The 24,089-nt window shown below is 55.7% G+C and carries 22 protein-coding genes and 2 pseudogenes; all 24 read left to right on the forward strand.

Annotated features, from left to right (window positions below; all coding sequences use genetic code 11):
* Positions 1–18: 18 nt before the first annotated feature.
* On the forward strand, positions 19–498 hold the full coding sequence (locus tag HFGMBDPB_RS17120; protein WP_160853108.1) for a hypothetical protein: 480 nt from the start codon (positions 19–21) through the stop codon (positions 496–498).
* Positions 499–568: 70 nt separating this feature from the next.
* On the forward strand, positions 569–1,930 hold the full coding sequence (locus HFGMBDPB_RS17125) for a hypothetical protein (protein ID WP_227741005.1): 1,362 nt from the start codon (positions 569–571) through the stop codon (positions 1,928–1,930).
* Positions 1,927–3,048 carry a DUF2169 family type VI secretion system accessory protein gene (locus HFGMBDPB_RS17130; protein ID WP_212645860.1) on the forward strand — a complete coding sequence of 374 codons (1,122 nt, stop codon included), beginning with the start codon at positions 1,927–1,929 and terminating at the stop codon, positions 3,046–3,048. The genes HFGMBDPB_RS17125 and HFGMBDPB_RS17130 overlap by 4 nt, the downstream gene beginning before the upstream one ends.
* Positions 3,049–3,056: 8 nt before the next feature.
* Complete coding sequence (locus tag HFGMBDPB_RS17135) at positions 3,057–4,238, forward strand: hypothetical protein (protein ID WP_212645861.1); 1,182 nt, start codon at positions 3,057–3,059, stop codon at positions 4,236–4,238.
* Positions 4,239–4,243: 5 nt separating this feature from the next.
* Complete coding sequence (locus tag HFGMBDPB_RS29920; protein WP_212645862.1) at positions 4,244–8,911, forward strand: RHS repeat-associated core domain-containing protein; 4,668 nt, start codon at positions 4,244–4,246, stop codon at positions 8,909–8,911.
* On the forward strand, positions 8,908–9,402 hold the full coding sequence (locus HFGMBDPB_RS17145) for an ankyrin repeat domain-containing protein (protein ID WP_160856183.1): 495 nt from the start codon (positions 8,908–8,910) through the stop codon (positions 9,400–9,402). Before HFGMBDPB_RS29920 ends, HFGMBDPB_RS17145 begins: the two co-directional genes overlap by 4 nt.
* Positions 9,403–9,651: 249 nt before the next feature.
* A complete protein-coding gene (locus HFGMBDPB_RS17150) occupies positions 9,652–10,371 on the forward strand; it encodes an RHS domain-containing protein (RefSeq protein WP_502757471.1) in 720 nt (239 codons plus the stop codon).
* Positions 10,335–10,919 carry an RHS repeat-associated core domain-containing protein gene (locus HFGMBDPB_RS17155; protein WP_237426826.1) on the forward strand — a complete coding sequence of 195 codons (585 nt, stop codon included), beginning with the start codon at positions 10,335–10,337 and terminating at the stop codon, positions 10,917–10,919. Before HFGMBDPB_RS17150 ends, HFGMBDPB_RS17155 begins: the two co-directional genes overlap by 37 nt.
* A gap of 3 nt (positions 10,920–10,922) precedes the next feature.
* Positions 10,923–11,495: a hypothetical protein gene (locus HFGMBDPB_RS17160; RefSeq protein WP_212645863.1), complete on the forward strand. Its 573-nt coding sequence runs from the start codon at positions 10,923–10,925 to the stop codon at positions 11,493–11,495.
* A gap of 6 nt (positions 11,496–11,501) precedes the next feature.
* Positions 11,502–11,921 (forward strand): DUF4259 domain-containing protein, encoded by a 420-nt coding sequence (locus tag HFGMBDPB_RS17165; protein WP_160856191.1) that lies wholly within the window; start codon positions 11,502–11,504, stop codon positions 11,919–11,921.
* Positions 11,922–11,941: 20 nt separating this feature from the next.
* A pseudogene (locus HFGMBDPB_RS17175) lies at positions 11,942–12,879 on the forward strand (RHS repeat domain-containing protein); the annotation flags it as partial.
* A complete protein-coding gene (locus HFGMBDPB_RS17180; RefSeq protein WP_071955994.1) occupies positions 12,876–13,229 on the forward strand; it encodes an immunity protein Imm33 domain-containing protein in 354 nt (117 codons plus the stop codon). The pseudogene HFGMBDPB_RS17175 and the gene HFGMBDPB_RS17180, both read left to right, overlap by 4 nt.
* Positions 13,230–13,404: 175 nt before the next feature.
* Positions 13,405–13,737 (forward strand): DUF7716 domain-containing protein, encoded by a 333-nt coding sequence (locus HFGMBDPB_RS17185; RefSeq protein ID WP_212645865.1) that lies wholly within the window; start codon positions 13,405–13,407, stop codon positions 13,735–13,737.
* Between the two features lie 109 nt (positions 13,738–13,846).
* Positions 13,847–15,715, forward strand: a complete 1,869-nt coding sequence (locus HFGMBDPB_RS17190) for an RHS repeat-associated core domain-containing protein (RefSeq protein ID WP_502757470.1) — start codon at positions 13,847–13,849, stop codon at positions 15,713–15,715.
* A complete protein-coding gene (locus tag HFGMBDPB_RS17195; protein WP_151021350.1) occupies positions 15,715–16,218 on the forward strand; it encodes a hypothetical protein in 504 nt (167 codons plus the stop codon). The genes HFGMBDPB_RS17190 and HFGMBDPB_RS17195 overlap by 1 nt, the downstream gene beginning before the upstream one ends.
* A 171-nt stretch (positions 16,219–16,389) precedes the next feature.
* Entirely contained in the window at positions 16,390–17,097 is a 708-nt protein-coding gene (locus HFGMBDPB_RS17200; protein WP_349305377.1) for an RHS repeat-associated core domain-containing protein, read from the forward strand.
* 110 nt (positions 17,098–17,207) lie between these two features.
* Positions 17,208–17,873, forward strand: coding sequence for a hypothetical protein (locus HFGMBDPB_RS17205; RefSeq protein ID WP_183021405.1), 666 nt, complete (start codon positions 17,208–17,210; stop codon positions 17,871–17,873).
* 57 nt (positions 17,874–17,930) lie between these two features.
* Positions 17,931–18,739, forward strand: a protein-coding gene (locus HFGMBDPB_RS17210; RefSeq protein WP_212645905.1) for an IS5 family transposase whose coding sequence is annotated in 2 segments (ribosomal slippage) — positions 17,931–18,261 and positions 18,261–18,739 — 810 coding nt in all. Because the reading frame shifts where the segments join, the coding sequence is not laid out codon by codon here.
* Positions 18,740–18,806: 67 nt separating this feature from the next.
* Complete coding sequence (locus tag HFGMBDPB_RS17215; protein WP_349305381.1) at positions 18,807–19,850, forward strand: integrase core domain-containing protein; 1,044 nt, start codon at positions 18,807–18,809, stop codon at positions 19,848–19,850.
* A complete protein-coding gene (locus HFGMBDPB_RS17220; protein WP_249343486.1) occupies positions 19,820–20,305 on the forward strand; it encodes a hypothetical protein in 486 nt (161 codons plus the stop codon). The genes HFGMBDPB_RS17215 and HFGMBDPB_RS17220 overlap by 31 nt, the downstream gene beginning before the upstream one ends.
* A 4-nt stretch (positions 20,306–20,309) precedes the next feature.
* Positions 20,310–20,720, forward strand: a complete 411-nt coding sequence (locus tag HFGMBDPB_RS17225) for a VOC family protein (protein ID WP_212645867.1) — start codon at positions 20,310–20,312, stop codon at positions 20,718–20,720.
* A 191-nt stretch (positions 20,721–20,911) separates the two neighbouring features.
* Entirely contained in the window at positions 20,912–22,249 is a 1,338-nt protein-coding gene (locus HFGMBDPB_RS17230) for an RHS repeat-associated core domain-containing protein (protein ID WP_212645868.1), read from the forward strand.
* A complete protein-coding gene (locus HFGMBDPB_RS17235; RefSeq protein WP_157158274.1) occupies positions 22,230–22,922 on the forward strand; it encodes a hypothetical protein in 693 nt (230 codons plus the stop codon). Before HFGMBDPB_RS17230 ends, HFGMBDPB_RS17235 begins: the two co-directional genes overlap by 20 nt.
* A gap of 581 nt (positions 22,923–23,503) precedes the next feature.
* Positions 23,504–23,885, forward strand: a pseudogene (locus HFGMBDPB_RS30055) (RHS repeat-associated core domain-containing protein); the annotation flags it as partial.
* Positions 23,886–24,089 lie beyond the last annotated feature (204 nt).

Genomic DNA, 24,089 nt, shown 5'->3' on the forward strand with positions numbered 1-24,089 from the left:
TCTTCAAGGAGCACACCCATGACCGCACTCCAACGCCCGGCCCAGGCACAGGCCATCCCCACGGCATCTGGCCTGCAGCCCGCACAGGTTCTGCAACCCCAGCAAGACGATGGAAGCATCACCATCGAGTGCCTTGGCCAGCAGTGGCAGGCGGTCGCGTCCACCCACCTGCCCAGACTGGTGAGCGGACAGCACGTACTGGTCGCAATGCCCAGTCCCAAGGAGGGGCAGCACGACCTTGCCCCCTTGATCGTCGCCGCCTGGCCCGCAGCGCAGGCACCGGCCTGCCCGCCCTGGGAATTCGACCGCGCCAGCGGTGCCCTGAGCCTGCGCGTGGCCAGCCTGGAGCTGCAAGCCGTGCAAAGCGTGCTCATCCATTGCGCCGACACGCGACTGCAGTTCACCCGTGATGGGCAAGTACAGATCCGGGGCCAGACCATCACGGCTGCCGCCGTCGAAACCCACCGTCTCGAAGGTGGCTCCATCGAACTCAACTGACTAGGCCGCCGAAGGCAACGCCCCTGCGAACGCGGCATGCGCCGCAAGCCCTTCCCTTCGCTTCGACCGAATGAACACGTCAACTCCCCTTTTCCGCGCTCCTGCCGCTCCGCCGCTGCCCGCAATGCTGTCACGCCAGTTGGCGACAGCCATCCGTGCCTATGGCCGCCGCGCCGCATTGCTGCGGACCGAACACACACTCAGGGCATTGAAGGCCACCGACCAGCGGCTGGACATGCTGATGGCGGCATGCCGCTACTACGGCGGCACAGTGGCCCAGGAAGAAGCTGCCGCGTCCCACGCACAGGCACTGCCGGTTGACCGGGCAGGCTCGGCGCATGTCCGCATCGCCCTTTCAGAAGCGCATGAGGCCGATGCCGCAGCACGGCTTGCCTTGATTGCGCAATTGCTCCCGGAGCATCCCGTTGCCGTGCGCGATGGCCTGTGGTTCCACGCCGCTGAAGACACCTGCGTCCACCTGCTGGCATCGGGCGACGACCGCCTGCAGGCCCTGGGCGTGGAGCTGGCCGGCCTGCTGGCCCTGCCAAGCCACCTTGACGCGGTACACGCAGCGGCCAGGCGGGGTGCGGACACTGAAGCCTGCCTGCTGGCCTGCGCCCGCATGGGCCAGTTGCCCGATCAGGCCGCGCCCCGGCTGGCCGCCGTACTGCAAGGCCATGACCTGGCGCTGCAGCGCCGTGCGCTGGAGATCCTGTGCGTAGCCGGTGGGAGCCTGCTGCAGCGGGAGCTTGCGCGCTACATCGAGCGACTCACCGCCAACGATGGCCCCACGGAGGAATCCCACCCAGGACTCTGGGCCTCGGCAACGGACACCGCCATGGCGCTGTGGACCGCGCGCCAGCCTGAGCAGGCGCTTTCGGCCGTCACCCAGGGCCTGCGTCTGCCCCCCGACACCGTACTGCGCACGGTGGCCCTTGCCGGCCGTCTTCAAGGCCTGCTGCCGACACTGCGCTTCATCGAGCAACAGGACAGGCCGGTCACAGCCGCAGAGCGCGATCTGCTGCGGCTGGTGTTTGGCAAAGTGCCAGGCGAGCTCACCCATACACACGGGCAGGCTCCCGCCCGCACCGCCGCGCTGCGCACCCTGGCCTGCGAGGTCTTTGCCGCCAATGGTTGCCAGGCGCTGGAGCCCGGGCAGATCGGCGATTGGACAGATCCCGCGCTCAAGGAGCTTCTCTGGCCGCTGGACGGCATCCGCCTGCGTGCGGGTCGGCCACTGCACACCGTGCTGCCGCTCGAGGAAGCCTTTGACGTAGGCCACGGCCTGCGCCGCTGGCTGTATGTGGAGCATGCGGCCCGCACCGGCCGGCCGTTCCCGTTGTCCCACGAAGACCATGCCCGGCGGCAGATGACTGCCGTAGAGACGATCCAGCTCATCAGCAGCCTGGAAGACGACGGGACGGCGCAATGAACTGCAGCATCCTCAACAACACCCCGTTCGCTGCCCAGGCCTTTCCCCATACGGACGCGCAGGGCGTGCACTCGCTGGCCCTCGTCGCCAAGGGAACCTGGGAGCTGGCCGCCGGCGCCACGAACCTGCCCAGGCTGCGGCCGGCCGAGCGCCAGCGCCCCATCCACCGCGCCGGCCTGCTGCGCCCCCTGGGCAGTCTTGCCAGGGACGAGTTCCAGGCCCAGGTGCTTCAGCCGCGTGCACAGCAACCCTGGCCGATCTGCGAACCGGAGCATGTGCCTCCCAAACCCTGGTTCGACCTGCTGCTCGACGCCTGCGCCGTATCGCCGAACGGGCGCCCGGCCTCCAGCATCGACGTCGCCGTGGACTATGAGCGCCAGGGCCGCCAGCACCGCCTGGCCGCACTGAGGGCATTCAGCCCACGGATATGGATCAAGGACTTTGGCCAGTTGAAGGCCAGTGAGCTGGGGCCGTCATTGCGCATCCCGCTGCTGCGGCCGTTTGCCTTTGGAGGACAAACGCTGGACGCCAGGGGCAACAGCCTGGTGGACGAGCACAACCCGGACGGCATGGGTTTCTACGGCACGGCGGCGCAGGCCGCCTCGGCGCCCCTGCCATGGATGCAGGCGCTGGACAAACCGCTCAGGTACTGGGATGACACCGTGGCGGAACAGGCCCTTGGCCTGGGCCTGGTGCCTGCCCACCACCAGCCGCGCCGCGCGCTGCAGGGCAGCTTCGACGACGCCTGGCGCCAGAGCCGCGCACCGCTGTTGCCCCTGGACCATGATCCACGCCACCGCAACGCCGCACCGCAATCGCTGCAGCTGGCCGAGTCGCCGCGGCCCGGAGACGTACTGGCACTGCACCACATGGGCACCGAGCCGCTGATGCGTTTCGTCTGGCCACGGGTGGCCCTTTTGGCACAGGCTGAGACTGCGGGCGGCACGCTTTTGCCGCCCCAGGAGCTGCGTTGGGACACGCTGGCCGTGGACACGGAGCAAGCCGATGCCTCGCTGGTCTGGCGCGCCCTGCTGCCCCTTGCCGCGCAGGAACGCATCGCCGTGGTCCATCTCTGGGCCCATGAAAACGCCCCCGCGGTCCCCGCCGCCCCGCAATGAGTTCCCGCATGGCCTCCTCGAACACACCACCCTCATCCCCCTGCCTGTGGCGCATCCAGCATGCCGGGGCAGTCACCTGCATCGGCACCAGCGCCTGGCAGTCGGCCGCCTCCTGGGTCGGCATGCAAAAGCGCATGCGCAAACTCGTCGTTGCAGCCGTCAGCCCCCATCCCGTCACCATCGCCCCCTGTCCTGAGATCACCGAAGGCGAGCAGCAGACGGCACGCCTGGCCAAGCTGCTGGGCGCGGCACTGGCCGACCTCATTGCGGACGTGCAAAGCCGGCCCGCCGACGCCCCGGTCGCACTGCCACGCCGCATCGTGCTGGCATTGCCCATGCGCGTGTCCGGTGACGAGGCCGCTGCACTGTGGCGCCAGACACTTGCCGCGCTGGAACGCTGGGCAGGCCCCAAAGCGTCGGCCCCCCTGATCAGCATTCCCCTGACCCCCGTCTTCGGAGGACATGGCGCCGGCTATGACGCCCTGCAGACCCTGGGCCGGCCCACCGCAGCCGATGACCATGCCTTGCTGCTGGCGGTAGACAGCCTGCTGGACGAAGCCAACCTGGTGCAAGCCCATGCCCAGGCAGGCCTGTTGACCGACAGCCGCCCACAGGGCTGCATTGCCGGAGAGGCGGCTGCCGCCCTGCTGCTGCAGGCCGCGCCAGACACGACCTACCGGGATGACCGCCATCTGGTGCTGCATGTCCCCTCCCTGGCACGCGGCGCCGGCCCCCATCGCCTGCCACACCAGCGGGCCGATGCAGCGCCTTTGGCCGAGGTGCTGCGCGGCGCCCTCGACGGCGCGGGCTGGAAGGAGGAACACGTGGGCTGCGCCGTTTCCGATTTCGACGGATCGGACTGGCGCGCGGCCATCCAGGTCATGGCACGGGCTCGGCTGGACGGCAGCTTCCAGCCAGATACCTGGGAGCCTGCAGCCATGACCGGCCAGGTCGGCGCCGCCACCGGCCCCTTGCACTGGGCCCTGGCCGCCCAGCGCCTTCGCCACGATGCGCGCCCGCCCAACTCCATCCTCAGCTGGGTGCTGGATGAAGGCGAGGAAGTGGCCGCCGTGGCGCTGGAACGCACCATCTGCGTCCAGTCCACTCGCAACGCATACCCCATCCACAGCAGCAACGGCGCCGCAACGCAGACCTTCTCGGCCCGTTTTCTGCAAAGCAAGGAGTCCTGAACACCATGGGCACGCACATCTTCAGCGGCGGCGATGGCGCCATCACCCAGACCGCCAACGCCTGGACCTTCGACCCGGCCACCCCGGTCCACCTCAAGCCCAAGGGCGACCCCGGCGTGGCCTGGCACTCCAACAACAGCCGCGCCATCAAGGTCCCGCTGGGCACCGTCAAGGAATACGGCACCGACATGGCCAACCGCTACGGCGCCATGGATACCGGCAAGCACGATCCCGTCAGTGTCATCGTGGGCCTATTCACCAAGGTCAAGGACCACGTCAACCAGCACGTCACCTACGTCAAGTCTGTCGTCCATGAGGCGGGCGAGATGGTGGTCAACGGCGTCACCACGCTGACCAATGCCATCCTGATCAAACTGGCGCCTGAAACCGCCAAGATGATCGAGAACGGCAAAAACGTGCTGACCGGCATGGAATTGCGGCATTTCAGCGCGGCCGGTCAGGCCCAGGCCGAGGAATTGCTGGCAATGCTCAAGGACCCAGAAACCTACATGGGCCTGGCCGTCTCCATCGGAGCCACTGCCGTGCAAGGCGTCCCTGTCCTGGGTCAGGCCGTAGGGGGCGCCGTCATGGTGGACCGCGCCGTGGGCACCGGCCAGGCGGCAATACAAGCGGCCGAGGAAATCCGCAACATCACGGCCAACTGGGGCACGGAGATGACACCTGCCCAAATGGAACATGCCCGCATGCAACTGGCGCTGTGGCTCATGGGCAGCGGCATGGCCTTGCTGTTGGCACTGGCAGGTAAATTCAAGCGCAAAACCAAAAGCCAGGGCAACAGCGATCAGCACCCCACCACCGAACACAGCGACACCAAGAAGCCCGATGGCAAGGGCCCCTGCTCGCAGTGCGCCACGCGTTTTCCCGTGATTCTTTCCACCGGGCAGAAGCACCTGGACGAAACCGATTTCACCCTCGCAGGCCCCATACCCATCGTCTGGCGGCGCCGCTACATCTCGGGCCTTGCCGAAGAAAGTCCCTGGGGCCGGGGCTGGAGCCATGAATTCACGCAGGAACTGCGCCTGTCGGCCGATGGCTGCGTACTGGCAGACGACACAGGCCTGTACGTCACATTGCCCTCCCTGGCCGTGGGAGCCGAGCATTTCGACATCTATGAAAAGTTCACGCTCAGCCACCCCGAACCCGACCTCTGGGCCATCACCTACAAGGAAGGCCTGTCCCGCCTCTTCCGCCGCGAAGCACCCGAGCAATGGCGCCTGCCGCTGGCCGCGCTCCAGGACCGCGACGGCAACACCGTGCAATTGCATTGGAAATACGCCCTGGGCTCGGACGAACCCGCCACAACGCAGACCTGGAGTGCACGCTACGCCGCAGGCCAGGGTGCTGCCCCCGCCACACAGGGCAAGCCACACGCACCCTTTGCCCGCCCCCTGCTCGCCGGCCTGAGCGACACCGCAGGCCGCCGCCTGCACCTGCACTGGAGCGCGCCAGGCACACTGCCGCTGGACGCCTTTGCCGGCGCCCGCCTGACTGCCGTGGTCCTGCATGCCCCGGAGCACGCCCCGCAGACCCTGGCCCAGTACGCCTACGACGCCCAGGGCCAGCTCATCTCCACGCACCACGGCAGCCAGCCCTACCGCCAATACGCCTGGCGCTCCGGCGTGCTGGTGGGCTACCGCAAATCCAGCGGGCATCGCTACTTCGCCCAGTACGACATCGAAGGACCCCAGGGCCGCGTGCTGCGCTCCTGGTGCGCCGACACGCCGGTGCCCGGCCAGGACGACGACCGCTTCACCTACCTGCCCCATGAGCGTGTAACGCGCCACACCGACGGCCTGGGCCGCACCACCGCCTACCACTGGGATGCGCGCTTCAACATCATCGCCACCGTCATCGCGGAAGGCACGCCCGAACAGATCATCGAGCAGACCCCCACCGATGCCACCGGCGCCTCCACAGGCCGCATAGACCCCCTGGGCCGCCGCACCACCCTGCGCCGCGATGCACGCGGCAACCTGGTCCAGATCATCGACGCCATGGGCCATGCCACCACACTGGAATACAACCCGCTGGACCTGGTCACCACGCTGCGCGACGCCCTCGGCCACGAATGGCAACAGGAATACGACAGCCGGGGCCACCTTGTGCAGGCCACCGACCCCTTGGGCCGCACCACGCGCTACCGCCATGACGCCCGGGGCCGCACCGTGGAAGTCATTGACGCCAAGGGAGGCTTCAAGCGCCTGGCCTGGGATGAGGCCGACCGCCTTGTGGCCTACACCGACTGCTCGGGCCAGACCACGCGCTTCGCCTACGACGCCCTGGGCCAGCCCGTGCTACGCACCGATGCGCTGGGCCAGCAGACCCGCTACGAATACAACGATGCGGGCCAGCTGATACGTGTCATCGAGCCATCCAGCCCCGCAGGCCCCAGCAGCCAGCCCGCCAGCCCCACCCACCTCTACGTCTGGAACGGCGAAGGCCACCTGCTGGCCTACACCGACCCCATGGGCCAGAGCACCCGCTACACCTACGACGGCATGGGCCGCCCGCTCACCAGGATTGACGCCGCAGGCCGCAGCCTCGCCTACCACTACGACCGCGCCGGCCGCCTTATTGCCCTGGACAACGAGAACCACGCCCGCACCCACTTCCGCTACGATCTGCGCGACCAGCTCACCGACGAAGTCGGCTTCGACGGCCGCTGGCAGCGCTACATCTACAACGCCGCCGGTGAACTGACCCACGTCATCGAGGCCGGCGGCAGCGACGCCGGGCCCGGCAAGGTCACCTGCTTCGAGCGCGATGCCCTGGGCCGTCTGCTGGCCAAGCGCGCCCTGGGCCACACCGGCCCCGTGGAAGAAACCACCTACCGCTACGACGCCCTGGGCCGCCTGACCCAGGCCAGCAACGCCGCCTCCCACCTGGCCTTTGCCTATGACCCCTTGGGCCAGTTGCTCAGCGAGACCCAGACCCTGCAGGCTCTCGGCAATGCCACAGGCCAGGCCCGCCAGAAACTGCAGCGCAGCCTCTCGCACGGCTACGACGAACTGGGCAACCGCAGCCACACCCGCATGCCAGATGGCCGCACCCTGCACTGGCTGTTCTATGGCTCGGGCCATCTGCACCAAATCAACATCGCTGCAACACAAGGCCCTGACCAGCCCCCGGCCGCCCACCAGGTCATCGCCGACATCGAACGCGACGCCCTGCACCGCGAAGTGCGCCGCAGCCAGGGCGCACTGTCCAGCCGCTACGACTGGGATCCGGCCGGGCGCCTGCTGCGCCACCGCGCAGCGCTGCAAGGCAGCGGCCACGTGATCCGGCCCGGCAACTCCAACGCAACGCTGGAGCGTGGCTACGCCTACGACGCCGCAGGCCAGCTCATCGCCCGTGCCGACTCCCTGCGCGGCCGCCAGGACTTCCGCTACGACCCCACGGGCCGCATCCTCGCCAGCCTCCCGGCACAAGGCAGCCCGCTGGCCCGCGAACTGTTTGCCTTCGACCCCGCAGGCAACCTGCTGGACTCCATCCCCGGCAAAGACGGCCAGCCCGTGGACACCACTCTTGGCGTGGTGGGCGACAACCGCCTGCGCTTCTACCAAGACCTGCACTTTGAATACGACGTGCACGGCAACGTCACAAAGCGCACCCGGGGCAAACAGAAGGCCGGCACCCAGGAAGTGCTGGACCTGACCTGGAACGCAGACCACCAGCTCATCGAATCGAACACCACGCGCCATGGCGTCACCCAGGCCACGCGCTATGCCTACGACCCCCTGGGCCGACGTGTCGCCAAAAGCGATGCCTTCGGCAGCACCCACTACCTCTGGGACGGCGACCTCATGGTGCACAGCCAACGCGGTGCAAGGCAGGCGCTCTATATCTACGAGCCAGGCAGCTTTGTACCGCTGGCCACCATCCAGGGAGCGGGCGAGGAACACAGCACCTACTGGTACCAATGCGACCAGATCGGTGCGCCGCTGGAGCTGACCGACGAACAAGGCCAGGTAGCCTGGGCTGCTGATTACAAGGTCTGGGGCGAGGCGGTCATGCGCAGCGTGTTGCGCACAGGGACCGATGATCGACCCAGCGGAAATCGCGCTTGGGGTTCAAAGCCTGTTGCACCACCTCCATCACCGCCCATTGAGCAACCCTTCCGCTTCCAGGGACAGCAGTTTGATGAGGAGACGGGGCTGCACTACAACCGGTTTCGGTACTACGATCCGGTGGTTGGACGGTTTGTCCATCAAGACCCAATTGGGTTGGAAGGAGGATTGAATTTATTTAGATTTGCACCAAACCCTCTTATTTTCCTTGATCCACTTGGATTGCATTGGACATCACAAGACAGAAAATCAAATGGGCAATTTGGAAATAAACCTAGATGCGAGTGTGATGATTCTTGTCCTACACTACACAGGCCTTACATTAGAGCAGATGTAAGGGCAACCGTTGAGATGAAAGCCGCCAAAAATGCAGCAGGAGAGTTTTTAGATGCAAACGAGCTGACGCCAATTAAAGGAGCTTATCATCTAGGTCATAAACGCGGCCATGAATTTTGGAGAGAGAAGGCGGCAGCAGAAAAAAAATGCATGAGTCAAGCCCTGTTTAATGATCATATGAACAACGCCAACTTCTATCAAATAGAAGATCCTAAACTAAATATGAGCCACAAATACGAACTGCCATGAAAAATAGTACCAAAATTCACTCAGAAATGATGGATGCATTTGTTTCAGATGATTTTGAAGCAATGAAGAAACTAATATCATCAGGTTTGGCAAGTGTAAATTCTGCCGATCCAAGGAGAAATTGTCAGACAACGCCCTTAATGCGCGCAGCCATGAGTGATGAGAATAATAATTTTCTTAAATGGCTCATAGCTAATGGTGCCAACGTCAATCAAAAGGACAGTGCCAACTGGACGGCTCTGCATTTTAGTTGCGAATACAAATGCAAGAGAAATATAGAATTTCTCATCCAATCTGGGGCTTCCGTAAACGAAAAAAATAGCACTGGAGCAACTCCACTCCTAAGATTGCTGGCTCAAAATACGTCAGATAATTTCGAACTGGCAAAAATTCTTATAATTAATGGAGCCGATCCATTTCTACAAAACAATGCTGGAGTTTCTCCGAATGACGTTAATCCGGACCTAATAAAAAGCCTGATTAATAATTGAGCAGAATATTAGCCACTGAAGCTTGGTGTAATAATTTTCGAGGTTATTCTCATAATAATTCTTGAGCAAAATACAATCTATTATTAAAAACTTTTTAACAATTTCAAACCAATATTAAACATAAACCGTTTACTTATGATATTAAGTTAGCTCTACCGTAGCATACGGCTGACTCCTACGCGGCCGCAGGACTTCCGCTACGACCCCACGGGCCGCATCCTAGCCAGCCTGCCCGCACAAGGCAGCCCGCTGGCCCGCGAACTGTTTGCCTTCGACCCCGCCGGCAACCTGCTGGACTCCATCCCCGGCAAAGACGGCCAGCCCGTGGACACCACTCTTGGCGTGGTGGGCGACAACCGCCTGCGCTTCTACCAGGACCTGCATTTCGAATACGACGTGCACGGCAACGTCACCCGCCGCACCCGGGGCAACCAGAAGGCCGGCACCCAGGAAGTGCTAGACCTGACTTGGAACGCAGAGCACCAGCTCATCGAATCGAACACCACGCGCCATGGCGTCACCCAGGCCACCCGCTACACCTACGACCCCCTGGGCCGGCGTGTCTCCAAGAGCGATGCCTTCGGCAGCACCCACTACCTGTGGGATGGCGACCTCACGGTGCACAGCCAACGCGGTGCAAGGCAGGCGCTGTACATCTACGAGCCAGGCAGCTTTGTACCGCTGGCCACCATCCAGGGAGCGGGCGAGGAACACAGCACCTACTGGTACCAATGCGACCAGATCGGTGCCCCGCTGGAGCTGACCGACGAGCAAGGCCAGGTGGCCTGGGCGGCGGACTACAAGGTCTGGGGCGAGGCGGTCATGCGCACCGTGTTGCGGACCGGGACCGATGATCGGCCGATCAGCGCGCGGGCTTGGGGAATCAAGGTCACTGTGCAACTCCGCGCCGATCCGTCGAACAGCCACTGCGCTTGCAAGGACAACAATTTGATGAAGAAACAGGTTTGAACTATAACCTTTTCAGATATTACGACACGAAAATTGGAAGATTTATATCGCAAGATCCTATCGGCGTACTGGGAGGCAGTAATTTATTTGAGTTCGCACTGAACCCATTGACATTGAAAGATCCATGGGGACTTAAATCTATTCCTCACACAGATACAAATGGTGGGAAAGGCTATGATATCTATGCAATCTGTAAAGAAGGCGGAGTCGTCGGCTATGTTGGGCAAACAGGTGACATGGATGTTAGGCAAGGCCAACATCGTGATTCAGGACGGCTACAAACTGGAGAAGATTTAAAACGTATTAGTAATGTACCCACTTATGGCGATGCTCGAGGCTTTGAACAAAAACTGATAGAGCATCACGATACTCTTGACGGAAACTGGGGATGCCCTTGCGGGAAAGGAAATATTGGAAATAAAAAGGTAGGCTACAACCGCGATAGCACCACAAGGCCTGCAGATCGACACAGTGCATTTGAAAAAGGCTATCAGAAAGCTGAAGAATGGTTAAAAAATGCCCCCTCTTCTCAAATTAACCCCTGCTAATATATGAAAATACGATTCAAGGAAGTTCAGCCCGGTGATATATTAGGCATGTACATAGGAAATGGGTGCTACGCATATATGCGCCTTTTATACATGATAGCCGGCCATACATATCTGTGTGAAGTTTTTGAATTCAAGTGCACAAAGCTGGAATTTACGGAAGAGATACTTCATGCAAATCAGTTAACTCCCCTTGTTAGTGCAAATTGGAAGGCATATCTTGACCCAAAATTCTGGCATGGAGAAGTGGTTCACAGAGATAATTCATTTACCCCGCCAATAGATCGGATAAGCGACGCGAGACTAATGAATGTTTCCCAGATAATAAAATTCAACATGAACTGGACTCCAAATAGTGATCAAATGTTGATCATAGCTGAAGATGTTTGGGATGAAGAAAAACATGCTGCACTAAGTAAAAAGCACGCCAACTTAGAACTTTATGATAATCCAGAGAAGCTAATTTGTGAAATTAGAAATAAGCTCAAACTGAAGCCAACACTAGATTATAAAGACAGAACAAAACGAATGGAGATTTTTAATTGGCTGAAAAATAACAAGGTATATCTCGGATAAACAAAAATGGGAACTTGGAGTACAGAAATATTTGGCAATGATGAGTCATTCCATTGGCTTGGTCTATTGGAGAGAAAAAAAGCTTATTCGTTGATCCGTAAATCTTTCGAAGAAATCAATGTAGCCAAAGATTCATATATTGAAATTGATTTAGCCTCTGGAGCGCTAGCGGCAGCAGAGGTTATTGCTCAAGCCTATGGACATCCAGGGTCATCAATCAATATTGTAGAGCGCATTGCAGAATGGCTCGAATTTGATTGCATTGAATCACCTTCACCTGACCTTTTGCCTATGGCTCGCCTGGCCGTAGGGCGTGTTCTGCGACCACCTTGCGAAGCTTTGGAGGGATGGCAGTCAGTGGAGGATTTGGAAGAGTGGTGTCAGCATGTAAGAGCGCTACAAGCACGACTGAATATGGTTAGCTGATAAAACAATTTATTCACACAACTCGCTACGCCTACGACCCCCTGGGCCGGTGCGTCTCCAAGAGCGATGCCTGCGGCAGCACCCACTACCTGTGGGATGGCGACCTCATGGTGCACAGCCAGCGGGGCGCAAGACAGGCGCTGTACATCTACGAGCCAGGCAGCTTTGTACCGCTGGCCACCATCCAGGGAGCGGGCGAGGAACACAGCACCTACTGGTACCAATGCGACCAGATCGGTGCCCCGCTGGAGCTGACCGACGAACAAGGCCAGGTAGCCTGGGCGGCGGACTACAAGGTCTGGGGTGAGGCGGTCATGCGCAGCGTGTTGCGGACCGGGACCGATGATCGGCCGATCAGCACGCGTGCGTGGGGTTCAAAGCCTGTTGCACCACCTCCACCGCCGCCCATTGAACAACCTTCCGCTTCCAGGGACAGCAGTTTGATGAGGAGACGGGGCTGCATTACAACCGGTTCAGGTACTACGATCCGGTGGTTGGGCGGTTTGTTAGTCAGGATCCTATTGGATTATTTGGTGGATTAAATTTATTCTTATTTGGGAATAATACATTCACTTGGCTTGATCAACTCGGCCTTGCAGGCACCACCACCGACTCGAAAGGCAACACGATAATTACATCGGATTATGGAGTGCCCGATAAAAGCACCTTTGAGCCAAAGCAAGGAATTGGCAAATATCAAAGACTTGGTCCTTGTGGTCCAACGGCACAGCAGACCGCCGCTGTACAAGGACAACCTTGTGTAGTTTGTGGTGGCATTGAAGCAAAAATGGTAGCTGACCATATTGACCCACTTGTTGTGGAGCACTATCGAACTGGAACTAACGATGTAGTTAAACAGACACAAGTTTCTTCAGTTCAGTCACACTGTCCCACATGCTCTAGAATTCAAGGCGGACAAGCATCTGCATTCTCTAAATGTATGGCTGGAAAAATATGAACGACCATAGCAAACTCAAGTCTCTTCAGAAAGAAAAATGTATTCTAGCTGGATCTCCAGAATTTTATCCGGATGAGAGTTTAAAAATTGGCATCGCATTGCAAACAAGAGGAAAACAACCCATAACAGGAATGAGAGCCAATCCTGAAAATGGGACTGCCGGCTGGTATATTTGGGCAGGAGAGTATTCTGAAGATCCTGATTTTTTTCAGCCAATACACATTGGCCACGTCCCAGATGTATGGCCCGCACTAATGCCGTACTTGGCTCTTGCACCAGGTTATAGATTTATCATTGACGACGAGGGTTACGAGGATATTTGGCATGAGCCAGTTATTACAAAGAAATAAGGGCCTTCTGCAAAATTCAGCTCTCCGAAACCTCATTCCAATCAAGTCAGCTTGATACGAGTTATGATTGGCTGAAATGAGGATTTTATGCATCATCCCGAAATTAATTTGGTAACCTCATCAACAAAGAAGCCACTTCATCACAACCATATAAATATGGCTCCAAGAAATTGAAATGCTTTTGATGCTAAAGAATTTTATCGGCATTAAAAATGCCATAAAAGAAATCCAAAATTACAATAGATGGATTTATGCAAAAAATGACATTAACGCCAATGACGATGCAAAAGTATTTTTCTACATTGCCGACTTAAATCGGAGCCCTGAGGAAGAAAAAGAAGTTAGAGAAAATTTTCATCGACAGGGATTTTTCCCATATCTCTCAAAAGAAGACATCGAAGATATAGTTGATAACTTAGATCAACAGATGGATTCTCCAAGAATAGAAAAATACTTGGAAGCAATGAGATTTTTCAAGGAGAATGATGCTTTTATTGAAATAGACTAGGCGACCAAGCCGGGGTGGCAGCGACGCCGGGCCCGGCAAGGTCACCTGCTTCGAGCGCGATGCCCTGGGCCGTCTGCTGGCCAAGCGCGCCCTGGGCCACACCGGCCCCTTGGAAGAAACCACCTACCGCTACGACGCCCTGGGCCGCCTGACCCAGGCCAGCAACGCCGCCTCCCACCTGGCCTTTGCCTATGACCCCGTGGGCCAATTGCTCAGCGAGACCCAGACCCTGCAGGCTCTCGGCAATGCCACAGGCCAGGCCCGCCAGAAACTGCAGCGTAGCCTTTCGCACGGCTACGACGAACTGGGCAACCGCACCCACACCCGCATGCCTGATGGCCGCACCCTGCACTGGCTGTTCTATGGCTCGGGCCACCTGCACCAGATCAACATCTCTGCGGCGCAAGGCCCTGACCAGCCTCCGGCCGCGCACCAGGTCATCGCCGACATGGAACGCGACGCCCTGCACCGCGAAGTGCGCCGCAGCCAGGGTGCCCTGTCCAGCCGCTACGACTGGGACCCTGCCGGGCGTCTGCTGCGCCACCGCGCCGCGCTGCAAGGCAGCGGCCACGTGATCCGGCCCGGCAACTCCAACGCAACGCTGGAGCGTGGCTACGCCTACGACGCCGCAGGCCAGCTCATCGCCCGTGCCGACTCCCTGCGCGGCCGCCAGGACTTCCGCTACGACCCCACGGGCCGCATCCTAGCCAGCCTGCCCGCACAAGGCAGCCCGCTGGCCCGCGAACTGTTTGCCTTCGACCCCGCCGGCAACCTGCTGGACTCCATCCCCGGCAAAGACGGCCAGCCCGTGGACACCACTCTTGGCGTGGTGGGCGACAACCGCCTGCGCTTCTACCAGGACCTGCACTTTGAATACGACGTGCACGGCAACGTCACAAAGCGCACCCGGGGCAACCAGAAGGCCGGCACCCAGGAAGTGCTGGACCTGACCTGGAACGCAGACCACCAGCTCATCGAATCGAACACCACGCGCCATGGCGTCACCCAGGCCACGCGCTACGCCTACGACCCCCTGGGCCGACGTGTCGCCAAAAGCGATGCCTTCGGCAGCACCCACTACCTCTGGGACGGCGACCTCATGGTGCACAGCCAGCGGGGCGCAAGACAGGCGCTTTACATCTACGAGCCGGGGAGCTTTGTGCCGCTGGCCACCATCCAGGGAGCGGGCGAAGAGCACAGCACCTACTGGTACCAATGCGACCAGATCGGTGCGCCGCTGGAGCTGACCGACGAACAAGGCCAGGTAGCCTGGGCGGCGGACTACAAGGTCTGGGGTGAGGCGGTCATGCGCGCCGTGTTGCGGACCGGCACCGATGATCGGCCTGTCAGTGCGCGGGCCTGGGGCTCAAAGCCTGTTGCACCACCTTCACCGCCGCCCATTGAGCAACCCTTCCGGTTTCAGGGACAGCAGTTTGATGAAGAGACGGGGCTGCACTACAACCGGTTTCGGTATTACGATCCTGTGGTTGGAGTATATGTTTCGCAAGATCCTATTAAGCTAGCGGGCGGTGTTAATTTTTATCGTTATGGAACGAACCCCGTAGTTTTTGCAGATCCTCTAGGCCTAGAGCCAGTAGCATTCAAGACCGCCGGTAAAACCCTATGCATAAAGAATAAATTTCCAGCCAATTCTCCGGCAGCCAAAGAACTACAAGAGTTCACAGATCGCTGGAACAAGCAGATTAATGCAAACGGTGGATCTATGACACGTAGAATACTGACAGAACAAGAGGAAAGAGAGTCTAGAAATTGGAAAAAAAGGATGCGCTGTCAATGTCCTGGAAATACGGTTGCTGGACATGTCCCAGATGCAGCAGCAGGTGGCCCGGCCATTCCTCTTGATTGGATGGCTCAAATGAAAGAGACAAATTCATATGTAGGAGGCATTGTATCTAAAATACCTGTAGGTTATACATACGACAGCGTGAAGCTTGTTGACAATTTAGGAGGCTGCTAATGCACAACACAACTTCTCTAATGGAAAAGTTATTCTTGAGAAATGCCAATGATCCTGAGCATGGCGATCAGGAGATTAGCGAAAAAGAGGATGATATACACGAAATCATGATGCTTGATTACAGCTTTAGAAAACTGTCTCCAATGCTGAAATTAAGGTTCGAATATGCAAGTAGCTGGAAAAATGCCAACCTTGATCAAGACTGGTTAAGTCTTAAAGAAATATCTGACATATACAATAATGATATAGCAAAAGAGTGGATAAGTTTAAGAAAAGAAAATTGGTCGGAAACTCCTCCAGAAAGTATCTCAGCTAGCCACTGCACACTTTTTGCTCTGAATCCTTACGAGCCAGAGGAGGCTTATTTGGTGTGGGTTGAAGGAAATATTGAACCGCAAGTTTGGAGATACTTCGGTGCAGACTATAAAATGTTCTTTAACTTAGAAAGATTTTTAGAATATCTAGTTGGAGAAAGAGAGAAAGACGACACTGGTCGATACTGAGATATTGCACCTCTGACCTGCTCTTGTACTCATACCACCATCCAGGGAGCGGGCGAAGAGCACAGCACCTACTGGTACCAATGCGACCAGATCGGTGCGCCGCTGGAGCTGACCGACGAACAAGGCCAGGTAGCCTGGGCGGCGGACTACAAGGTCTGGGGTGAGGCGGTCATGCGCACCGTGTTGCGGACCGGCACCGATGATCGGCCTGTCAGTGCGCGGGCCTGGGGCTCAAAGCCTGTTGCACCACCTTCACCGCCGCCCATTGAGCAACCCTTCCGGTTTCAGGGACAGCAGTTTGATGAAGAGACGGGGCTGCACTACAACCGGTTTCGGTATTACGATCCGGTGGTGGGGAGGTTTGTTAGTCAGGATCCGATTGGGTTGGTCGGCGGGTTAAATATCTACGAATTTGGTCCCAATCCGATCGAGTATCTCGATCCGCTGGGACTGACTGCAGACAAGCTTAGGAAGAACCTTGCGTTAGCGGGCCGTCCAGTTCCGGATGGGAAAACCCCGCACCATATCGTTCAGGAAAATTTCAGAAATAGCAATCCACGTAGTCACGTACAAAAATCCCGTGATATTCTTGCCAGGAACAAAATTGGAATAGACAGTGCTTCAAATGGGGCTCGAGTATGGGGAACCAATAATGTACAAATATCGGAGCCGAATCATCCCGGTAGAGTAGCCGCAGCCAACACTGGCAACTATCACGCCGGGCGTCATATTCACAGCAAGGCAAATGACAAGCTTATCTATCAAGTGCTCAAAGGTGTTGAAAAGCGTGGTGGTAATTTGGAAAACGCATTGGAAGACATAGGGCGGCGTATGGAGTCGGGCGCCTGGAAGACGACATTTTCTTGTTGCTGCAACTAGGATCTTAATATATTTAATGGAGATTCATTATTAAACAATTTTGCACCTATTGTTCAAGAAAAATTTCCACCAGCTCCATTCATCGATGAATTACTAAGTGCGTATAAAATATGATTTTAGAAAATCCTGAAATAAAGTCTTATCTTGCAGAGCTTAGGCAAGAGTTTGAAACACTACCCAAGCTGGATTGGTACGATGAATATCTGAAAATATCCTCAAATGTTGATGAGTGGAAGTTCTCGTCTGGAGACTATTTCTTTCCCATCCCCTACTCAGAAGAGAGCAATGGTTCTCCTTCGGCACGTCTTATGAAGAGGTCATACAAAAATGTTGATCAAGCTCGATGGCTAGGGAAATACTGCGCTGGATTTCTGGCAGGTAAACATCTTGTGACTGTCATGCCCAGCGAGCCAAATATGGAGGCACTTGATGCATGCTTATTCAGTGCGAAAAATCCGGGGGTAATTGAATTTAAATATATAAATTGCAAATTCATCGATACCCCAAGCAAGAGAAAATCTAAAGTAGCCGGCATGCATCGCTGGATTGATCTGAAAGATAATAACAAATTACATCTTGGTGTTGGTGAGCGTGGAGCATGTTTTATTTTTCTTTACAAATACTCTTCGGACCAGCCAATTATGGCGCAAGGATATACCAGCTTGGAATTATCTGGAGGCATACCTGACTTTTTCAGATATTTCCACTACGATAATGAAGGAAATCTCAATAAAGTCACATCTAGCGCTAGCTTAATATGGTCTAAAGCTTCTTAGAGCGGCTAACACCACTTGGTCAGAAGCCCCCCGCAGAGCGTTATGCTCGCTGCCCTCATGGCACGACGACCCGTAAGCAAAGAACTGTGGCGACAGCTACAACCTCTCATCCCAGCCTTCGTACCTTCCTCCAAAGGTGGTGCCCGCAAGGCCGCAGTCAGCGATGAAGCCGCCCTCAACGGCATCCTGTTTGTGTTGCAAACAGGCATTCCGTGGGAAGACCTTCCCCAATCCCTTGGGTACGGCAGCGGCATGACTTGCTGGCGCCGCCTACGCGACTGGAACGCCGCTGGTGTCTGGGAGCAGCTGCATCAGGCCATGCTGACTCGCTTGCGTGAACATGACCAAATCGATTGGAGCCGGGCCAGCATTGATGGCTCCTCGGTACCAAGCCCCCGGGGGGCCAGGAAACGGGCCCAAACCCCACGGACAGAGGCAAGCTCGGCTCCAAGCGGCACATCGTCGTAGATGCCAGAGGCATCCCGCTGGTGATCTTGGTCAGCGGCGCGAACCGGCACGACTCCAAGATGTTCGAGAGGTGCGTGGACGCGATTCCTGCGATTGCTGGCCTGCCAGGACGTCCCCGTAGAAGACCGGCAAAGCTGCACGCCGACAAAGGCTACGACTTCAAGCGATGCCGAGCCCACCTGAGGCAGCGGGGCATCATTGGCCGGATTGCTAGACGAGGCATTGAGAGCAGCGAGCGGCTGGGCAAACACCGGTGGGTGGTGGAGAGGACGCACAGCTGGTTTGCAGGCTTTGGCAAGCTGCGAATCCGCTTTGAAAGACGACTGGATATCCACGAAGCGCTGCTGAAATTGGCGGCAGCGATCATCTGCGCACGATTCGTGGATCGGTGGTGTTAGCCAGTCTTAGATGTACGGTCCCAGGAAGTCATGATGCATTCTTCAGCCTGGAACAGGAGAAAGCACTATAGCAATCCGCCCGCATGGCAGCGCCCGCACGACGCCGCGTATCCGCGCAGAACTCCAGCTAGCGACCGGCTGCCATCGGGCCTTGGCCAAGCTCTACGGCATCAACCCCAAGACCGTGGCCAAGTGGCGTGCGCGCACCTCGGTGCTCGATGAGCCTATGGGTCCTCGGGACAGAGCAAGCCAGCATCCTTCCAAAGAGCAAGAACACTTGGCGATTGCGTTGCGCAAGCAAGGGCATCTGTCGATGGACGATCTCATGGGGCAATTCGTGGAGACAGCACCCAAGCTCAGCCATAGCGCCTTGCATCGATGCCTGCAGCGTCACGGAATCAGCCGACAACCCACAACGCACCTGCCACGAAGGCACGGAAAGTTTGAAGAAACGACGCTGGGTTTCGTGCACATCGGCAGCGCCGAAATGAAGATCTCCAGCGGCAAACAGCACATGTTTGTTGCCATAGACCGCGTCACAAAATTCACACATGTCGCGTTCTTTGACAGGGCCACGAAAGCCAACGCAGCGCAGTTCCTTCGGCAGGTGCTTGTAGCCTTTTCGTACCGCATACATACCGTCCTGACGGACAACGGCATGGCCTTTACAGGGCAAGAGCGCTTCAGAGGCGGCGTCACCGATACATGCATCGGTCACATCTTTGAACGCATCTGCAAGTTCAATGGCGTCGATAAAAGGCACACCAAGCCATATCACCCCTGGACGAACGGCATGGTCGAGCGCATGAACCGGACCATCAAAGAATCCACGATCAAGGCCTACGAGTACGAAGGACTGGAGCAGCTACGGGAACATGTCCAGGCCTTCGTTCAAAGCTACAACTTCGGCAAGCACTTGAAGGCGCTCAGGTGGAACACACCATTCCGGGCGATTTGCGAGGCATGGGAAAAAGATCCAAGCCGCTTTAGACTTCATCCGCACCATCTCACTGTGGGACTGAACATCTTAGGTACTTCGATCCGGTGGTTGGGCGGTTTGTTAATCAGGATCCGATTGGATTGGCTGGCGGCACAAATATTTATCGTTTAGGTCCGAATTCTCTTGCATTAATTGATCCACTGGGATTAGCATCTTATATTGTCCTAGGTGAAGGCCAGTCGGGAGTTGAGGCGTATGCCAAACAGCTAGGAATTGAAAAATCGGGAGATAGTTTTAAAACAATTTCTAATGAGTGGCAAGATATAACAAAAGGAATGGATTCAAATCTAAAACCCGGCACCGTTGAATGGACATGTGCTGCAGCTAAGGCAAACGGTGATTGGATTAGGCAAAAAGCCAAAGAAGGATACAAATTCATTATTATTGGCACAGATGATCAATCCGTCAGAAGTCCATTTTATAAGGAAGAACTAAAGGCATTAAGAGATTCCGGAATAAAACCATATGATCACTCCATGAAGCCCAATGTATCAGTAGCCAGAGCTGGCTGCCATTGCCCAGGCAAACCAAAGCCTAAACCCAGGCCCAATCATCAATGCGATTAGATTTATGATCCGTGTACCAATTTTCGTGAAAGATATAAATATCGCACTAGATTTCTATTGCAAAAAACTCCCGTTTAAGCTTTCACATGAAATCAATGAAAATTCGAAATATTTCTCTATTGAAGGTATATCAAGCAATTACTCAATACAAGTATCAGAAAGAAATGAAGAGAAATGGGATGCTATTTTAGCAGATCGATCTTACTGGGTTCAATTTTATAAAGTAGACGTATGGGATCTATATAAAAAGATCTCAGGCAAAATTCCTGAGCATGATGATCCTGCAGAAAAAACTCCAAACGGCCATATATACGGCATACATGAATGCCCCGGAGGGGCATATGCGTCAATCTATGATCCATTTGGCACACGTCTAGATTTTTCGAATGGTAAGTGGAATATATTTATCCCATAATATTAAGCGTCGCTATTTTTTCATATTTCATTCAGAAACAGCTGTGTCTTAATCGTTTCCGTAAATATGACCTATTAACACAAGACTGCGGATACAGCCGCGTCGTTACTTTCCAGTTTTCGCTCATTCATCTAAATTTCGTGAATGCATGCTAGAGCAAGTGCAGCAGGCAACTGGCCACACTGTAGAACTTGCCTGGGCAGACCAAGGCTACGCAGGTAGACAAGCTCACCAGTCTGCCCTCCCTGGGCAGCCCGCTGGCCCACGAACTGTTTGCCTTCGACCCCGCAGGCAACCTGCTGGACTCCTTACCCGGCAAAGACGGCCAGCCCGTGGACACCACCCTGGGCGTCGTCGGCGACAACCGCCTGCGCTTCTACCAGGATCTGCACTTTGAATACGACGTGCACGGCAACGTCACAAAGCGCACCCGGGGCAACCAGAAGGCCGGCACCCAGGAAGTGCTGGACCTGACCTGGAACGCAGACCACCAGCTCATCGAATCGAACACCACGCGCCATGGCGTCACCCAGGCCACGCGCTATGCCTACGACCCCCTGGGCCGACGTGTCGCCAAAAGCGATGCCTTCGGCAGCACCCACTACCTCTGGGACGGCGACCTCATGGTGCACAGCCAACGCGGTGCAAGGCAGGCGCTCTACATCTACGAGCCAGGAAGCTTTGTGCCACTGGCCACAATCCAGGGAGCGGGCGAGGAACACAGCACCTACTGGTACCAATGCGACCAGATCGGTGCCCCGTTGGAGCTGACCGACGAGGAAGGCGAAGTAGCCTGGGCGGCGGATTACAAGGTCTGGGGCGAGGCGGTCATGCGCAGCGTATTGAGGACTGGCACCGATGATCGGCCCGTCAGCGCACGGGCTTGGGGTTCAAAGCCCGTTGCACCGCCTCCACCACCGCCCATTGAGCAACCCTTCCGGTTTCAGGGGCAGCAGTTTGATGAAGAGACGGGGCTGCATTACAACCGGTTTCGGTATTACGATCCGGTGGTTGGGCGGTTTGTTAGTCAGGATCCGATTGGATTAATAGGAGGATTCAATTTATATATATATGCTTCCACCCCTACGATATGGGCAGACATTCTTGGCCTAAGTTCTGTAAAACTTGGGAGAAGCCTTAGAAAAGCCGGGCGTCCTGCTCTACCTGACCAAAGTCCACATCATATTGTTCAAGAAAAATGCAATAAAAATGAACATGTAAAAAACTCGCGCGCAATATTAGCCAGGAACAACATTGGAATTGACGATGCGGCTAATGGCGCAAGATTATGGGGAACGAGACCATCTCAAATTGCAATGGCAAATCATCCAGGCCAGATTGCAAGCATTGGAGCCGGCACTTATCACGCCGGATCTCATGTACATAGTGATATGAATGATAAACTTATATACCAAATATTGAAAGGCGTGGAGAAGCGTGGTGGCAACGTTGAAGCGGCCCTAGAGGATATTGGAAGACGATTAGAGAGCGGAAGTTGGAAGGCAACTTTTGCTTGCTGCTGCTCATGAAGGAATAAATATGTTGATAGATAATCCAGAAATTAAGCAACGGCTAGAGATTTTGCTAAATAATTACCAAGACACAGCCGCCAGAATTCTAAAAAATGCAGAAATTAAAAACCTACCAATAGTCAATGAGTGGAAATACTCAAAGGGTGATTTATACAACCCCATTCCATATCGCAGTGAAATGGATGGATTCAGGACGCCAAGATCTTTGAACAAAAAATATGAATCACCTGAAGAGGCAAGTGAGAAAGGATATTTTGCAAGCGGATTCAGCAATGGTCAATTGAAAATCATCAGATCGCCGCGAGAGAATCAGTGTAACTTCGTCTCTATAAGTATATATGATGAAAATCTATTTTCCGAACTAAGTAACGTATATCACATTGATTTTTCAATAAATCCCCCTGGAAAAAATCTTCCTCGTTTAAATGGATATGGTCATATTTCAAAAAAAGACGATGACACGATATTAAATATAACAGTCGGCAGAGGAAAAAATTACTCAATAAATTCAATAGAATTGAAAGATGGTATCCCCATCAGAGAATTGGCCTATGCGTCTGGATGGGATAATGAGGTGGAATATCAATTTAACTACAAAAACAATGAACTAACCAATATAACCACTCTGGCAAAAGAAGGTGGATTTGCAATTGTTTGGAATAAAAATTAATTTACAATGACGCATCATTAATATATAATGAGATATTTTGAAGATCATTAGATCTGATTAAGTATTTCTAAACTTTATTTTACCAATAAATATCTTATTTATAGAAATTCATAGAATGAAATGTATTTTTAGCGATAGCCTATGAGCTATCACACCCACAATACGATTTGTAGTAGGTGATAAATCTTTGGGAAAGATATTTATTTTTCTTAGAAAAGAAAAATTCTAATTTTGCAAAATTATCCGCGAATGCATTTTCTAAAAAATGCAACTTCTAATAATTCATAGCACACTCCAAAATATAATTATTCAAAAATGAGAGAATAATATAAAACTATTTTTTAAATCACCAGAACTCCGCCCGAGCCGACACCCTCCGCGGCCGCCAAGACTCCCGCTACGCCCCCCTGGACCGACGCGTCGCAAAGAGCGATGCCTTCGGCTGCACCCACTACCTGTGGGATGGCGACCTCATGGCGCACAGCCAGCGGGGTGCAAGACAGGCGCTCTATATCTAGGAGCTAGGCAGCTTTGTGCCGCTGGCCACCATTCAGGGCGCAGGCGAGGAACACAGCACCTACTGGTACCAGTGCGACCAGATCGGCGCCCCGCTGGAGCTGACCGACGAACAAGGCCAGGTAGCCTGGGCGGCGGACTACAAGGTCTGGGGTGAGGCGGTCATGCGCAGTGTGTTGCGGACAGGCACTGATGATCAGCCCGGCAGCGCACGGGCTTGGGGCTCCAAGCCTGTTGCACCACCGCCACCGCCGCCCATTGAGCAGCCCTTCCGGTTACAGGGGCAGCAGTTTGATGAGGAGACGGGGCTGCACTACAACCTGTTCAGATACTACGATCCGCAAATTGGAAGATTTATATCGCAGGATCCCATTGGTGTTTTAGGAGGCAGCAATTTATTCGAATTCGCCACAAATCCACTAACATTAAAAGATCCATGGGGACTAAAATCTATCCCCCATACTGACACAAATGGAGGAAAAGGATATGATATTTATGCCATATGCAAAGATGGCGGAGTAGTCGGTTACGTCGGGCAAACAGGTGATTTATCTACCAGGCAGGGTCAACATCAAGAATCTGGGCGATTGCCAAAAAACGATACTCTAAAACCAATTACAAATGTTCCTTCATACGGTGATGCCAGAGGAT

This window comes from Delftia sp. PE138 (assembly GCF_018320755.1).
Taxonomy (GTDB): Bacteria; Pseudomonadota; Gammaproteobacteria; order Burkholderiales; family Burkholderiaceae_C; genus Comamonas; species Comamonas tsuruhatensis.

Coding starts and splice junctions, on each gene's coding strand:
- HFGMBDPB_RS17120 (WP_160853108.1), top strand. CDS start 19: ATGACCGCACTCCAACGCCCGGCCCAGGCACAGGCCATCCCCACGGCA.
- HFGMBDPB_RS17125 (WP_227741005.1), top strand. CDS start 569: ATGAACACGTCAACTCCCCTTTTCCGCGCTCCTGCCGCTCCGCCGCTG.
- HFGMBDPB_RS17130 (WP_212645860.1), top strand. CDS start 1,927: ATGAACTGCAGCATCCTCAACAACACCCCGTTCGCTGCCCAGGCCTTT.
- HFGMBDPB_RS17135 (WP_212645861.1), top strand. CDS start 3,057: ATGGCCTCCTCGAACACACCACCCTCATCCCCCTGCCTGTGGCGCATC.
- HFGMBDPB_RS29920 (WP_212645862.1), top strand. CDS start 4,244: ATGGGCACGCACATCTTCAGCGGCGGCGATGGCGCCATCACCCAGACC.
- HFGMBDPB_RS17145 (WP_160856183.1), top strand. CDS start 8,908: ATGAAAAATAGTACCAAAATTCACTCAGAAATGATGGATGCATTTGTT.
- HFGMBDPB_RS17160 (WP_212645863.1), top strand. CDS start 10,923: ATGAAAATACGATTCAAGGAAGTTCAGCCCGGTGATATATTAGGCATG.
- HFGMBDPB_RS17165 (WP_160856191.1), top strand. CDS start 11,502: ATGGGAACTTGGAGTACAGAAATATTTGGCAATGATGAGTCATTCCAT.
- HFGMBDPB_RS17180 (WP_071955994.1), top strand. CDS start 12,876: ATGAACGACCATAGCAAACTCAAGTCTCTTCAGAAAGAAAAATGTATT.
- HFGMBDPB_RS17185 (WP_212645865.1), top strand. CDS start 13,405: ATGCTTTTGATGCTAAAGAATTTTATCGGCATTAAAAATGCCATAAAA.
- HFGMBDPB_RS17195 (WP_151021350.1), top strand. CDS start 15,715: ATGCACAACACAACTTCTCTAATGGAAAAGTTATTCTTGAGAAATGCC.
- HFGMBDPB_RS17200 (WP_349305377.1), top strand. CDS start 16,390: ATGCGCACCGTGTTGCGGACCGGCACCGATGATCGGCCTGTCAGTGCG.
- HFGMBDPB_RS17205 (WP_183021405.1), top strand. CDS start 17,208: ATGATTTTAGAAAATCCTGAAATAAAGTCTTATCTTGCAGAGCTTAGG.
- HFGMBDPB_RS17225 (WP_212645867.1), top strand. CDS start 20,310: ATGATCCGTGTACCAATTTTCGTGAAAGATATAAATATCGCACTAGAT.